The 13267-nt window shown below is 61.4% G+C and carries 16 protein-coding genes; 4 read left to right on the top strand and 12 right to left on the bottom strand.

From position 1 onward, the window contains the following. Positions 1-125: 125 nt before the first annotated feature. Positions 126-1061, bottom strand: a complete 936-nt coding sequence (locus tag ACTJKS_RS12615; protein WP_262949579.1) for a Ppx/GppA family phosphatase — start codon at positions 1059-1061, stop codon at positions 126-128. On the opposite strand from ACTJKS_RS12615, the gene ACTJKS_RS12610 reads away from it, so the two are divergent. The 3 genes from ACTJKS_RS12610 to map are packed head-to-tail and all read left to right on the top strand — an operon-like array spanning position 1060 to position 2507. After that, positions 1060-1455, top strand: coding sequence for a hypothetical protein (locus ACTJKS_RS12610; RefSeq protein WP_262949578.1), 396 nt, complete (start codon positions 1060-1062; stop codon positions 1453-1455). The genes ACTJKS_RS12615 and ACTJKS_RS12610 overlap by 2 nt on opposite strands. A 36-nt stretch (positions 1456-1491) precedes the next feature. Beyond that, positions 1492-1719, top strand: a complete 228-nt coding sequence (locus ACTJKS_RS12605; protein WP_041062571.1) for a ParD-like family protein — start codon at positions 1492-1494, stop codon at positions 1717-1719. Further along, the gene (map, locus tag ACTJKS_RS12600) at positions 1716-2507 is read left to right on the top strand and encodes a type I methionyl aminopeptidase (protein WP_262949576.1); all 792 of its coding nucleotides are present in this window, start codon (positions 1716-1718) and stop codon (positions 2505-2507) included. Before ACTJKS_RS12605 ends, map begins: the two co-directional genes overlap by 4 nt. Before the next feature lie 132 nt (positions 2508-2639). Here map and ACTJKS_RS12595 read toward each other — a convergent pair whose 3' ends face one another. The 5 genes from ACTJKS_RS12595 to ribBA all read right to left on the bottom strand — a co-directional run bounded on the left by ACTJKS_RS12595 (position 2640) and on the right by ribBA (position 8003). Continuing rightward, positions 2640-3794, bottom strand: coding sequence for an ABC transporter ATP-binding protein (locus ACTJKS_RS12595; protein ID WP_262949575.1), 1155 nt, complete (start codon positions 3792-3794; stop codon positions 2640-2642). A 17-nt stretch (positions 3795-3811) separates the two neighbouring features. Further along, positions 3812-4621: an ABC transporter permease gene (locus ACTJKS_RS12590; protein ID WP_025111627.1), complete on the bottom strand. Its 810-nt coding sequence runs from the start codon at positions 4619-4621 to the stop codon at positions 3812-3814. Positions 4622-4627: 6 nt separating this feature from the next. After that, positions 4628-5542, bottom strand: coding sequence for an ABC transporter permease (locus ACTJKS_RS12585; protein ID WP_041062560.1), 915 nt, complete (start codon positions 5540-5542; stop codon positions 4628-4630). Then, a complete protein-coding gene (locus ACTJKS_RS12580) occupies positions 5539-6564 on the bottom strand; it encodes an ABC transporter substrate-binding protein (RefSeq protein ID WP_262949574.1) in 1026 nt (341 codons plus the stop codon). The genes ACTJKS_RS12585 and ACTJKS_RS12580 overlap by 4 nt, the downstream gene beginning before the upstream one ends. A 329-nt stretch (positions 6565-6893) precedes the next feature. Continuing rightward, positions 6894-8003 carry a bifunctional 3,4-dihydroxy-2-butanone-4-phosphate synthase/GTP cyclohydrolase II gene (gene ribBA / locus ACTJKS_RS12575; protein WP_262949573.1) on the bottom strand — a complete coding sequence of 370 codons (1110 nt, stop codon included), beginning with the start codon at positions 8001-8003 and terminating at the stop codon, positions 6894-6896. A gap of 69 nt (positions 8004-8072) precedes the next feature. Here ribBA and ACTJKS_RS12570 point away from each other — a divergent pair, with 69 nt between their 5' ends. Beyond that, positions 8073-8366: a DUF1330 domain-containing protein gene (locus ACTJKS_RS12570; protein WP_108182461.1), complete on the top strand. Its 294-nt coding sequence runs from the start codon at positions 8073-8075 to the stop codon at positions 8364-8366. 105 nt (positions 8367-8471) lie between these two features. On the opposite strand, the gene ACTJKS_RS12565 is transcribed toward ACTJKS_RS12570, so the two are convergent. The 6 genes from ACTJKS_RS12565 to ACTJKS_RS12540 form a co-directional block, all read right to left on the bottom strand. Further along, entirely contained in the window at positions 8472-9035 is a 564-nt protein-coding gene (locus tag ACTJKS_RS12565) for an NUDIX hydrolase (protein WP_041062549.1), read from the bottom strand. 1 nt (position 9036) lies between these two features. Then, on the bottom strand, positions 9037-9789 hold the full coding sequence (locus tag ACTJKS_RS12560; RefSeq protein WP_262949458.1) for a GntR family transcriptional regulator: 753 nt from the start codon (positions 9787-9789) through the stop codon (positions 9037-9039). 58 nt (positions 9790-9847) lie between these two features. Further along, positions 9848-10237 carry a carboxymuconolactone decarboxylase family protein gene (locus ACTJKS_RS12555; protein WP_007968634.1) on the bottom strand — a complete coding sequence of 130 codons (390 nt, stop codon included), beginning with the start codon at positions 10235-10237 and terminating at the stop codon, positions 9848-9850. A 207-nt stretch (positions 10238-10444) separates the two neighbouring features. Continuing rightward, on the bottom strand, positions 10445-10930 hold the full coding sequence (locus ACTJKS_RS12550; RefSeq protein WP_198760185.1) for a flavin reductase family protein: 486 nt from the start codon (positions 10928-10930) through the stop codon (positions 10445-10447). Between the two features lie 12 nt (positions 10931-10942). After that, positions 10943-12424, bottom strand: a complete 1482-nt coding sequence (locus ACTJKS_RS12545) for an aldehyde dehydrogenase (protein WP_198760184.1) — start codon at positions 12422-12424, stop codon at positions 10943-10945. Next, on the bottom strand, positions 12421-13254 hold the full coding sequence (locus ACTJKS_RS12540; protein WP_095666804.1) for an alpha/beta fold hydrolase: 834 nt from the start codon (positions 13252-13254) through the stop codon (positions 12421-12423). Before ACTJKS_RS12540 ends, ACTJKS_RS12545 begins: the two co-directional genes overlap by 4 nt. Positions 13255-13267: the final 13 nt, after the last annotated feature.

Here is a 13267-nt window from a genome sequence, read left to right as displayed (position 1 = left end):
GCAGACACCCACCAAACCCTGTGGGAGCGAGCTTGCTCGCGAAAGCGGAGTGTCAGCTGAATAATTCTCGACTGACACGCCGCCTTCGCGGGCAAGCCCGCTCCCACACTTGAGTGTGTAGGGTATCAGTGCCGGCTCATCAATCCATGCAGCACACCCAGGCGCAAACCCGGTTCCGACGGCGCCATCTGCGAAATCCCGAATGCCTTGAACGCCGCCAGCATCAATACCAATCCGCCGGGCAAAATGCTCTGGCGATGCGGCTGCAAACCTGCCAGCTTCAACTGCTGAACGTTCTTCACCTTCAGCAGCAACAGCGACAAGCGCAACAACCCACCATAGGTAATGCCATCCTGGCCGAAGTCGTTCAGGCGATTGGCCTTGAGCACTTTCGCCAGCATCCGCGCCGTGCCGGACGAGCCAATGGTCTGCTGCCAGCCCTGTGCGCGATAGCGACGGGCGACTTTCTCGAATTGCAGGATCGCCACGCGTTCGGCTTCCTGCAGCGCACCGGGCGCGATGCGCCCGTCAGGGAAATAGCGTGCGCCCAGGGTGCCGCTGCCGATGGCGATGCTTTCGGTGAGCAGCGGCTGCGACCCCTGGCCGAGAATCAGCTCGGTGGAACCACCACCGATGTCGACCACCAGCCGCATGTCTTCTGCATCCGGCAGGGAATGGGCGACGCCGGCATAGACCAGTTGCGCCTCTTCATGGCCGGAAATGACATCGATGCGAAACCCCAGATGACGTTCGGCGCTGTGCAGAAACAGCTGCGCATTGTCGGCCTCGCGTACCGCGCTGGTTGCCACGGCCCGCACTTTGCCGGCCTCGAATCCGCGCAGTTTCTTGCCGAACCGCGCCAGCGCCTGCCAGCCCCGATCCAGCGCCAGCGCGTCCAGAGCACCGCCTTCGAAACCTTCGGCCAGTCGCACCGGCTCACGCAGGGTTTTGACCTCCTGAATCATCAAGCCCTGTCGACTGCGTACCGACTGGCCGATCATCAGGCGAAACGCATTCGAACCCAGGTCGATGGCGGCAAACAGCGAGGCGTCTTGTTTCATGGGAATCCCTGCAAAGCGTTCGTCGAAGGCTCAAGACGGTTTGCGAGGATTTTGCGGTGCGGTTGATGACATCCTGATGACGGGGCAGGGGCGCTTCAGTGAAGGGTTGGCTGTCATGACACTGTCATTATCCGGCGTCTATCCTGCACCCAATACATCGCGTGTTCTTAAAGTATTTGCTGCCTCTTTGGGCAGCTTTTTTTTGCCTGAAATTCGGCATGTTTCCCCCAAGCCGACACCAAACCCTGTAGGAGCTGCCGCAGGCTGCGATCTTTTGATTTTGGTTTTTATAAACAAAAGCAAGATCAAAAGATCGCAGCCTGCGGCAGCTCCTACACGGTTATGTCAGCAGGTTTGCGGAGTGTATTTGCAATTCGGCGCCAGGCTTGTCTAATATACGATCCATATACACTTCGTATTGGATTTGGATATGGGCATCGTAAAGATTTCTGAAGACATGCACGAGAACCTGCGCATCTCCAGCACCGCGCTCAGCCGCTCGATCAACGCGCAGGCCGAGCACTGGATGCGCATCGGCATGCTTGCCGAACTGCACCCCAACCTCGACCACAGCGCCATTTGCCGCTTGCTGATCCGCGCCGTACAGAACGGCGGGCTGGATCTGCACCAACTGACTCAGGAAGCCGTCAGCGCATGAGAAACCAGATCAAGATCAACACCCCCGCCGAAATCGCTCAGTCACGCGCTGCCGGCAAGCTGGCCGCCGAGGTGCTGGCGATGCTGGTACCGCATGTGAAGGCGGGCGTGACCACCGATGAACTGGATCGCCTGTGCAACGACTACATCGTCAATGTGCAGAAAGCGATTCCGGCTAACGTCGGTTATCACGGCTTCCCGAAAACCGTCTGCGCCTCGGTCAACGACGTGGTGTGCCACGGCATCCCGTCGGGCACGCCGCTGAAGGATGGCGACATCGTCAACCTCGACATCGCGGTAATCAAGAATGGCTGGTTCGGCGACACCAGCCGCATGTACGTGGTCGGCACGGCGTCGCCTGAGGCGCAACACCTGATCAATACCACCTACGACGCCATGTGCGCCGGCATTCGCAGGGTGCGTCCCGGAGCGACGCTGGGTGACATCGGCCATGCGATCCAGAGTCTGGCGGAGAAAGAAGGCTTCAGCGTGGTGCGCGAGTATTGCGGGCATGGCATTGGCAAGGTCTACCACGATGAACCGCAGATCCTGCATTACGGGTTCCCCAATCAGGGCCTGAAGCTCAAGGCGGGGATGATCTTCACCGTCGAACCCATGCTCAATGCCGGCAAGCGCCATGTGAAGAACATGCCGGACGGCTGGACGGTGCTGACCAAGGATGGCTCCTTGTCGGCGCAGTGGGAGCATATGGTCGCGGTGACCGACACCGGCTTCGAGATCCTAACGGCGTGGCCGGACGAAATCGAAGGGTTCACTCCGATCAACTGAACACCACCGGCCCCTGTGGGAGCGAGCCTGCTCGCGAAGAGGCCGTGTCAGTCAGCNATTAACGTTGAATGACGCACCGCATTCGCGAGCAGGCTCGCTCCCACAGTTGAAATGCAGCTCCTTCACGGATTGTCAGTGAGAACCGGCGGCTTTGTTGAGGTCGCTTTCAGCCCATTCGCTGTAGACACAGGCATCCGCCGTCGCCCAGCGCACTCGCACCGGATCGCCAGCCTTGAGCGGCATGCCGGCGGCGGACAAGGCTTTCACCGTCATCGAAGTACCCCCCGCGGTGAGCACGCTGCACGTCTGGCTCTCACCAAGAAACAACACCTCCACAACCTGCGCCGACACCTCATTCCAGCCCGCCGCCAGCGGCTCGTCGCTCGCCTGCTGCACGCTCAGCGCCACAGCCTTTTCCGGACGCACCATCAGCAGCACATCCTGATCGGTGTGCAACCCGGCGGTCAGTCGAATCGACAATGACTGTCCTTCAAACGAAGCCGCCGCATTGCCTTGCGCCTTGAGCTTGAGGAAGTTCGAGTTGCCGAGGAACGACGCGACAAACGCGTTCGGCGGATTCTGGTACAGGTCATAACCGCTGCCTAAACCCACAATCTTGCCGTGACTGAAAATCGCAATGCGCTGCGACAGGCGCATGGCTTCTTCCTGATCGTGGGTCACGTAGACGATGGTGATGCCCAGACGCCGATGCAGCTGGCGCAGTTCATCCTGCAAGTCTTCACGCAGTTTTTTATCCAGCGCTCCGAGGGGTTCGTCCATCAACAGAATGCGTGGCTCGTAGACCAGCGCGCGGGCGATGGCGACGCGTTGCTGTTGCCCGCCAGAGAGTTGCGAAGGGCGGCGATGAGCGAATTGTTCCAGTTGCACCAGCTTCAACATCGCATCGACACGCTTGTCACGTTCGGCGGCGGCGAGTTTGCGGATCGCCAGCGGAAAGGCGATGTTGTCGCGCACCGACAAATGCGGGAACAGCGAATAGCGCTGGAACACCATGCCGATGTCGCGCTTGTGCGGCGGCACGTTGACCAACGACTGACCGTTGACCAGGATCTCGCCGCTGCTTGGGGTTTCGAAGCCGGCGAGCATCGACAGCGTGGTGCTTTTGCCCGAGCCGCTGGAGCCGAGGAAGGTCAGGAACTCGCCGTCCTTGATGTCCAGCGAGATGTTGTCGACGGCGGCAAAGTCGCCGTAGTGCTTGTTCAGGTTGCGCAGGCTGACCAGAGGTTTGTCGTTCTGCAGGGAGGCGTCTTTGATCACGGCACTCATGTCGTACTCCTGGGCGCTCAGGCGCTGATTTCGTTGCGCCGGCGCAGCGCGGCGGCGATCACCATGACCAATACCGACAGGCCGATCAGCAGCGTCGAAGCGACGGCGATCACCGGGGTCAGGTCCTGGCGCAAAGTGGTCCACATTTTCACGGGAAGGGTTTGCAGGGTCGGGCTGGCCATCATCACGCTGAGCACCACTTCGTCCCACGAAACCAGAAAGGCGAAGAGGGCGCCGGCGACCATGCCCGGACGGATCGCCGGAAAGGTCACCTTGAACACCGCTTGCAGGCGTGAGGCACCGCAGATCACCGCCGCGTCTTCAATCGACTGATCGAACAGCTTCAGCGAGTTGATGATCGAGATAATGGTGAACGGCAGCGCGACGATCACATGGCTGACCACGAAGGCGAACATCGTCCCTGTGTAACCGAGCTTGAGAAACAGCGCGTACACCGCCACGGCTATGATCACCAGCGGCACGATCATCGGCAGGGTGAACAGGCCGTAGAGCATTTCCCGTCCGGGAAAACGCCCGCGCACCAAGGCAAACGCCGTCGGCAAACCGAGGGCCACGGCGCAGATCGTGGTCAGCACCGCGACCTTGAGGCTGGCCGCCGCGGCGTTCATCCAGTCAGCGTTGGAGAAGAACTGGCCGTACCATTTCAACGTCCAGCCCGGCGGCGGGAACACCAGCCACTGCGACGAACCGAACGACAGCAGGACGATGAACACGATCGGCAACAGCAGAAACAAACCGATCAGTCCGGTGGTGGCGTACAAGCCGAAACGCATCCGCCGGCTCATGGCATTGGGAGTCAGGAGCATCTCGGCTTACCTCGCGTTGCTGGCGCCAACCGGGGATTCCGGCTGAAGCTTCAGGTAGAAGTAGAACAGCACCAGCGTGATCGCGATCAGCAACGCGGCGCCGGCACTGGCCAGGCCCCAGTTGAGGAACGATTGCACCTGCTGAATGATGAACTCCGGCAGCATCATGTTCTGCGCCCCGCCGAGCAGCGCCGGGGTGACGTAGTAACCGAGCGACATCACGAACACCATCAACCCGCCGGACGCCAGCCCCGGCCTGCACAGCGGCAGGAACACCCGGAAGAAGTTGGTCCAGGGACTGGCGCCACAGATCGAGCCGGCCTGCAGGATCATCGGGTCGATGGCCTGCATGGTTGCCTGCAACGGCAGGACGATGAACGGGATCATGATGTAACTCATGCCGATCACCACGCCGGTGAGGTTGTGCACCATTTCCAGTGGCTGATCGATGATGCCCAGCGCCATCAGCGCCTTGTTGATCACCCCCGAGGCTTGCAGCAGCACCAGCCACGAATAGGTGCGGGCGAGCAGGCTGGTCCACATCGACAGCAGCACGATGTTGAGGATCCAGCGCCCCCAGCCGCGTGGCACCAGGGTAATCGCCCACGCCAGTGGAAAACCCAGCAACAGGCTGAAAATCGTCACCAGCCCGGCCACCGAAAAGGTGTTGAGCAGCACCCGCGCATACGCCGAGTTGGCGAACAGTTGTTCGTAGTTGCCAAGGCCGGGAGTCGGTTCCAGTACGCCGCGCAACAGCAGGCCAATCAACGGCGCGAGAAAGAACAGGCCGAGGAACAGCAGGGCCGGGACCAGGTTGCCGGCACCTTTCCAGCGTTGTCTGAAGGTGGGGGACGAGCCGGCAGCGCCAGTGGCGCTACCGGTCACCGTTGCGGGGCGGGGCGCAGTGGCCGCCATTTTCATTTGACCAGCCATTCGTTCCACCGTGTCGCGATGGCTTGACCGTTCTTGGCCCAGTACGCGAAATCAAGCGTGATTTGATCCTTGGCGTAGGCCGTCGGTAGGTTCGGGGCCAGCACCGAGTCCAGGCGCGCCACGCTGTCGACGTTGACCGGGGCGTAGGCGGTCAGGTTGGAGAAGTCCGCCTGGCCTTTGGCACTGCTGGCGTTGGCCAGAAACTTCATCGCCGCGTCCTTGTTTTTCGAGCCTTTTGGAATCACCAGAATGTCGGCCATGACCAGGTTCTGTTTCCAGCTCACACCGACGGGGGCGCCGTCTTCCTGCAGGGCGTGAATCCGGCCGTTCCAGAACTGACCCATGCTCGCTTCACCGGAGGCCAGCAGTTGCTGCGACTGCGCGCCACCGCCCCACCAGACGATGTCTTTCTTGATGGTGTCGAGTTTCTTGAAGGCGCGATCCAGATCCAGCGGGTAGAGCTTGTCAGCCGCTACGCCGTCGGCCAGCAGCGCCAGTTCGAGCACGCCGGGGCTTGGCCATTTATAGAGCGCGCGTTTGCCGGGATAGGTCTTGGTGTCGAACAGGGCGCTCCAGTCTTGCGGCTTGGCAGCGCCAAGCTTGCCCTCGTTGTAGCCGAGGACGAAGGAGAAGAAGAACGAGCCGACGCCGTAGTCGCTGACGAAACGCGGGTCGATCTTGTCGCGCTGGATGACGTTGAAATCGAGGGGTTCGAGCAGGCCTTCGGAAGCGGCGCGCAGGGCAAAGTCGGCTTCGACATCGACCACGTCCCATTGCACGTTACCGCTTTCGACCATGGCCTTGAGTTTGCCGTAGTCGGTCGGGCCGTCCTGCACCACGGTGATGCCGCTGGCCTTGCTGAACGGATCGGCCCAGGCCTGTTTCTGCGCATCCTGGGTGCTACCGCCCCAGCTGACAAAGTTCACACTCTCGGCGGCCATTGCAGCCTGGCCGGTCACGCTCAGCAGTCCCGCAAAAAAGATTGCGGTTGCAGCTTTGTTCAACACCATTTTCACGCCCTCATTGTTGTGTTTTTGAGCGGGCTTGCGTTGTTGCCCGCCTGTCGGGAGCAGTAGCTGGACGGTTTTTCAGGTCGTCCGGTCTATGGAATATCATATTATGGTATTCCAAACTTTGTGCAAGCACTTTGCCTTACCGGTTATCTGGGGAATGTGTTTTTTTACCGCTGGAAGTTTTGTGACAGATGGAAAATTGTGGCGAGGGAGCTTGCTCCCGCCGGGTTGCGAAGCGACCCTCGCTTCTCTGAAAAGCTTGGGCCTGCTGCGCAGTCCAGCGGGAGCAAGCTCCCTCGCCACAGGAAATCACCTGTGTCTGGGCGTTAGTCGGTAAACGGAATGCTCTCCACCACCTCCAGGTCATACCCGGTCAGCCCCGCATACTTCAGCGGCGGCCCAAGATGGCGCAGTTTGCCGACACCGAGGTTCTGCAGAATCTGCGCCCCGGTACCCACCTCCGAATAAATCCGCGATTGCGAGCGACTGAACTGCCGTGGCGGCTGGGTCAATTGCGGCACGCGCTCCAGCAGCGCCTGTGACGATTCATGATTGGCCAACACCACCACAACCCCATGACCTTCCGCCGCGACCCGTTGCAGCGCCGCCCACAGCGTCCAGTTGCTCGGCCCGCTGTACTCGGCGCCGACCAGATCACGCAGCGGATCGATCACATGCACGCGCACCAGCGTCGGCTCTTCGCGGCGCAGATCGCCCATGACCATCGCCATGTGTACGCCGCCCTCAATGCGATCTTCGAAAGTGATCAGGCGGAAGGTGCCGTGCACCGTTGGCAACTCACGCTCACCGATGCGCTCGATGGTGTGCTCGGTGCTCAGGCGATAGTGGATCAGGTCAGCGATGGTGCCGATCTTGATTCCGTGCTTACGGGCGAACACTTCCAGATCCGGGCGGCGGGCCATGGTGCCGTCATCGTTCATCACCTCGACGATCACCGAGGCCGGGGTGAAACCGGCGAGGCGGGCAAGGTCGCAGCCGGCTTCGGTGTGGCCGGCGCGGGTCAGCACGCCGCCTTCCTTGGCGCGCAGCGGGAAGATATGGCCGGGCTGCACCAGGTCTTCGGCGCGAGCGTCTTTCGCCACAGCGGCAGCGACCGTGCGTGCGCGGTCAGCTGCAGAAATGCCAGTGGTGACGCCGACCGCCGCTTCAATCGACACGGTGAACGCGGTGCTGAACACGCTGCCATTGCTCGGCACCATCTGCTCAAGGCCCAGGCGCTGGCAGTGTTCGTCGGTCAACGTCAGGCAGATCAACCCGCGCGCTTCACGGGCCATGAAGCTGATCGCCTCGGGCGTGCAGCAGTCGGCGGCCAGCAGCAGGTCGCCTTCGTTTTCCCGATCTTCGTCATCGACCAGCAGGACCATTTTGCCGAGGCGATAATCTTCGAGGATTTCTTCGATGCTGTTGAAGGCCATGCTGGACTCTCAGGGTTTGTTGGAAATAATATTGGTATACCATAATACAAAATCAACAATGAGGTCACTATGAAGGCGTACTGGATTGCTCACGTGGATGTCGACGATGCCGAGCACTACAGCCAATACACCCAGCGCGCACCGAAGGCGTTCGCCGAATTCGGCGCGAAGTTTTTAGCGCGTGGCGGGCGCAGCGAAGCACTGGAGGGCAGGCCTACTCCACAGCGTAGCGTGGTGATCGAGTTCGAGAGCTACGAGCAGGCGCTGGCGTGCTACCACTCGGCGGCGTATCAGGAGGCGAAACGTTATCGCGAGGAATGGGCGCGGGCGGAGATCGTTATCGTCGAAGGTCTGGCGCCGTAGCCATTGTAGGAGCTGCCGCAGGCTGCGATCTTTTGATCTTGTTTTTTAAAATCAAAGTCNAGTCAAAAGATCGCAGCCTGCGGCAGCTCCTACAGGGGTGAGGTATCAGCGGATAAAGTGGATCTTGCCGCTGTCATCATTGCCCATGTAGATCCCATACACCCCGGCCTGACGCTCCTCGATATAGCGCTCGAGGATCTGCCGGATCGCCGGGTAGTAGATCTGCTCCCACGGAATGTCTTCAGGGGCAAAGAACTTGTAGTCGAGAGTCTCGGGCCCGTACTGCCCGGTGATCTCCAGCGCGATCGCGCGGAAGATGATGTATACCTCGCTGATTTTCGGCACGCTGAAGATCGAATACGGCGAGACGATTTCCGCACGTACGCCGCTTTCTTCCCAGACTTCGCGCAGGGCGGCCTGTTCGGTGGTTTCGCCGCTTTCCATGAAGCCGGCCGGCAGCGTCCAGGTGCCGGGGCGCGGCGGGATCGCCCGTTGGCACAACAGGTATTTGCCGTCCTGCTCGATGATGCAGCCGGCGATGATTTTCGGGTTCACATAGTGGATGTAGCCGCAGCCGCGGCACATCAGGCGCTCGTGCGTATCGCCCGGCGGTACCTGCTGACCGAGGTCAGGGCCACCGCATTTAGGGCAAAAGCTCGGGCTGAACATGTCAGTGACCTATGCGCGGTTCTTTCAGCGCGATGGGCAGGGTGATCGTCGGCGTGGCGCCGGTCTCTTCCTGTTTGCGCTTCAGATAATCGAGGGCCACGGCAGCTGCCGCACGCACGTGATCGACGCAAGCCTGATGCGCCGCCAGCGGATCACCGCTCTTGATCGCCTCGACCATTTTTTCCATTTCGTGATTACTCGCGCCGCGCCGGTTTTCCTGGGACACCGAGGTCGCCCGCAGGTAGCTGATGCGCGCCTGCAACTGGCGCAACTGCGTGGCCGCAACATGGTTGCCCGAGCCTTCGAGCAGCACGTCGTAGAAGCCCTGCACCGAGTCGATCACCTGTTGCAGTTCGCCGTCCTTGAGTGCCTTGCGGTTCTCGTCGAGGGCTTTTTCCAGGGCCTTGATGTCCTTGGCCTTGGCGCGCAGGGTGAACAGCTGGACGATCAGGCCTTCGAGCACGCAGCGCAGTTCATAGATGTCGACTGCATCGGCGAGGGTGATGATCGCTACGCGCGGGCCTTTGGCATCGGCGAATTCGACCAGGCCTTCGGACTCCAGGTGACGCAAGGCTTCGCGCACCGACGTACGACTGACACCGAGGCGATCGCACAGATCGCGCTCCACCAGACGATCGCCGGGCATGAGCTGGAAATTCATGATCGCGCTACGCAGTTTATCCAGCACGATTTCGCGCAGGGTAACGGGGTTGCGATTGACCTTGAAGCTTTCGTCGAGTGGCTGGCGTTTCATGGGGTCCGCTCTTTAAGTTGGCTGTCCATGCCAGACGGGCATCTAAACAGCCGAGGGGTTAACTGGAGGCCTCGGCGTCGGCTTCGGCGAAGGCTTCACGGGCGAGCCGGAAACTGTCCACGGCTGCCGGGACGCCGCAATAAATACCGACCTGAAGCAGAATTTCGCGTATTTGCTCACGACTCAGGCCGTTACGCAAGGCGCCGCGCACATGCAGCTTGAGTTCGTGCGGACGGTTGAGCGCCGAGATCATCGCCAGGTTGATCATGCTGCGCTCCTTGAGCGACAAACCCTCGCGCCCCCAGACATGGCCCCAGCAGTATTCGGTGACCATTTCCTGCAGTGGGCGGGTGAAGTCGTCGGCGTTCTCGATCGAGCGTTGCACGTAGGCTTCGCCCAGCACCTGGGTGCGGATCTTCAGGCCCTTTTCGTATTTTTCGTTACTCATCATTCCTCCTCGCACCACATATCCCTTTGCTGGAATGAACCCTGTGGTGAGGGGATTTATCCCCGACCGGCTGCGGAGCAGTCGTAAACCATTGCACGCGGTGTTTCTGGAAAAACGCGGGTGCAGGTTGTGGGGGCGCTTCGCACCCCATCGGGGATAAATCCCCTCACCACAATGGGCAGTTCCACAGTGGGACCTATGTATCCATCAAGCCAGGGTCGGCAACGGCCCGAGCTTGCCCTTGTGATAAATCATCGGCGTCACCGGTTGCGCGGGCAGGATCAGGTTCTTCACCGCGCCGACAATGATCGCGTGATCACCACCGTCGTATTCACGCCACAACTCGCACTCGATGATTGCTGTGGCCTTGGCGAGGATCGGGTTACCCAGTTCGCTCAAGTGCCACTCGATGCCTTTGGCCTTGTCCTTGCCTTTGCCGGCGAAGGCGTAGGCCTCGGCGGTCTGCTCGGCGGACAGCAAATGGATCGCGAATTTCTGGCTGTCGCGCAGCACCGGGTAGGTGTCGGAGGCGTAGTTGGGGCAGAACAGCACCAGCGCCGGGTCAATCGACAGCGCACTGAAGGCGCTGGCGGTGATGCCGACGATGGCGCCATCCGGGTCGAGGGTGGTGACCACCGTGACCCCGGACGGAAACGAGCTCATGACGTCTTTGTAAATGCCGGGTTCGATCATGTCGCAGGACTCCTAGCGCATCACAAACGGGTCAGGCATCGGGGCCTGAGAGAGATTGATCCACACCGTTTTCAGTTCGGTGTAGGCCAGCACCGAATCGATGCCGCTTTCGCGTCCATAGCCACTGTTCTTGAAACCGCCAATTGGCGCCATGGCCGATACCGCGCGGTAGGTGTTGACCCAGATGATCCCTGAGCGCACGTCCCGGGCCAGACGATGGGCGCGGCCCAGGTCGCGGGTCCAGATGCCGGCGGCGAGGCCAAACTGCGAGTCGTTGGCGATTGCCAGCGCTTCGGCTTCATCTTTGAAGCGAATCACCGAAGCCACCGGGCCGAAGACTTCTTCCTGCATGATCTTCATCGAGTTGCGGTCGCACTCGAACAGCGTCGGCTCGTAGAACCAGCCGTCACCGAGGTCGGCCGGACGCTTGCCGCCGGTGCGCAACCGCGCGCCTTCAGCGATGGCATCCGCCACCAGACCTTCGACCACCGCCAATTGCTGCGCGGTGGCCATCGGACCCATTTCGCTGTGGTCGTCCTGCGGGTTGCCGATGCGGATGCGCTGGGCGCGTTCGACCAGACGGTTGACGAACTCGTCGTAGATTTCGTCCTGCACCAGCAGGCGCGAACCGGACACGCAGCTCTGGCCCGAGGCGGCGTAGATCCCGGCGATGGCGCCGTTGATCGCGCTGTCCAGATCGGCGTCGGCGAAGATGATGTTTGGCGATTTGCCGCCGAGTTCCAGTGACAACTTGGCGAAGTTCTCGGCGCTGCTGCGCACCACGTGCCGGGCCGTGGCCGCGCCGCCGGTGAAGGCGATCTTGCGGATCAGCGGATGGCGGGTGAGGGCGGCGCCGGTGCTCGGGCCGTAACCGGTGACAACGTTGACCACGCCCGTTGGAATTCCGGCTTCCAGCGCCAGTCGCGCCAGCTCAAGGATGGTTGCCGAAGCGTGCTCGGACGGCTTGATCACAATCGTGTTGCCGGCGGCGAGGGCCGGAGCCAGTTTGATCGCGGTCAGGTACAGCGGGCTGTTCCAGGGAATGATCGCGGCGACCACGCCCATCGCTTCGTGCACGGTGTAGGCAAACAGGTCGGGCTTGTCCAGCGGCAGGGTGCCGCCTTCGAGCTTGTCGGCCAGGCCTGCGGTGTAGTGGAAGAACTCCGGCAGATAACCGACCTGACCACGGGTTTCGCGGATCAGTTTGCCGTTGTCGCGGCTTTCCAGCTGCGCCAGTTGTTCCTTGTTTTCCGCGATCAGGTCACCGAGCCGCCGCAGCAGTTTGCCGCGTGCGGTGGCGGTGAGACCGCGCCAGGCCGGGCTGTCGAAGGCAGTCTGCGCCGCTTGCACGGCGCGTTCGACATCGGCTTCATCGGCGTCAGGCAGTTCGGCCCAGGCTTGCGCGCTGGCCGGGTTGAGGCTTTCGAAAGTCTTGCCGGAGAGGGCGTCGACCCATTCTCCGCCGATGCACATCTGGAAGCGTTGGAGTGTCATGCAACGATCCCCTTTATAGGGTTTTGTCGGGCGTGTGCGTAGTCGAGAAATTGCAGCAGCGTCTGGTTGACCAGGCGCGGCGACTCTACCGGCATCATATGCCGTTGCTCGGGCAGTACCGCAACCTTCGCACCGGGGATGCGCCGGGCCAGTTGCTCGGCCATTTCCGGGGTGGAACCGGGGTCCAATTCGCCGGTGGCGATCAGCGTCGGTGCCTGGATGCTGCCGAGGTCGTCGGCGCGGTACATGTCCTGAGTGGCGAACAATTCGTAGGTAGTCAGGTAGCCCTGCGGGTCGTTGCCGGCCAGGGTCTGACGAATGGCCGCGATCTGCGCCGGGTTCGCCGCCTGATATTCGCGGCTGAACCAGCGCGACAGCGCCGCTTCGGCATTGGCGTCCGGCCCGTGTTCGGCCGCCTGCGCGGTGCGGGCGATGACCCCGGCGCGCTGTTCTTCGCTGCGGTTGAACACGCTGTTGAGCACCACCAGGCTTTGCAGACGCTCGGGGTAATGCAGGGCAAACGCCCGCGCTACCAGGCCACCCATGGAGAAACCGATCACCGCTGCCTGGGGCAGATTCAAGTGATCGAGCAGTTCCAGCAACTGATCGGCATAACCGAGCAGGCCGGTGCCGCTGGCCGGGCGCGGGCTGGCGCCATGGCCGAGCATGTCGTAGGCGATCACCTGGTATTGGGCAGACAGGCCAACGATCTGGCCGCCCCACATTTCTTTGTTCAGGCCCACGCCGTGGATCAAGACCACGGGCTGGCCTTGGCCGGTCGCCAGGTAACTGGTGCCAGCCGGGGTGAGTTCAGCGGTGAGCCGAATCATGGAGCGCTCCTGC

The organism is Pseudomonas sp. 22189 (assembly GCF_052045635.1).
GTDB classification, from domain to species: domain Bacteria; phylum Pseudomonadota; class Gammaproteobacteria; order Pseudomonadales; family Pseudomonadaceae; genus Aquipseudomonas; species Aquipseudomonas parakoreensis.
This window is presented reverse-complemented; position numbering and strand designations above follow the sequence as displayed.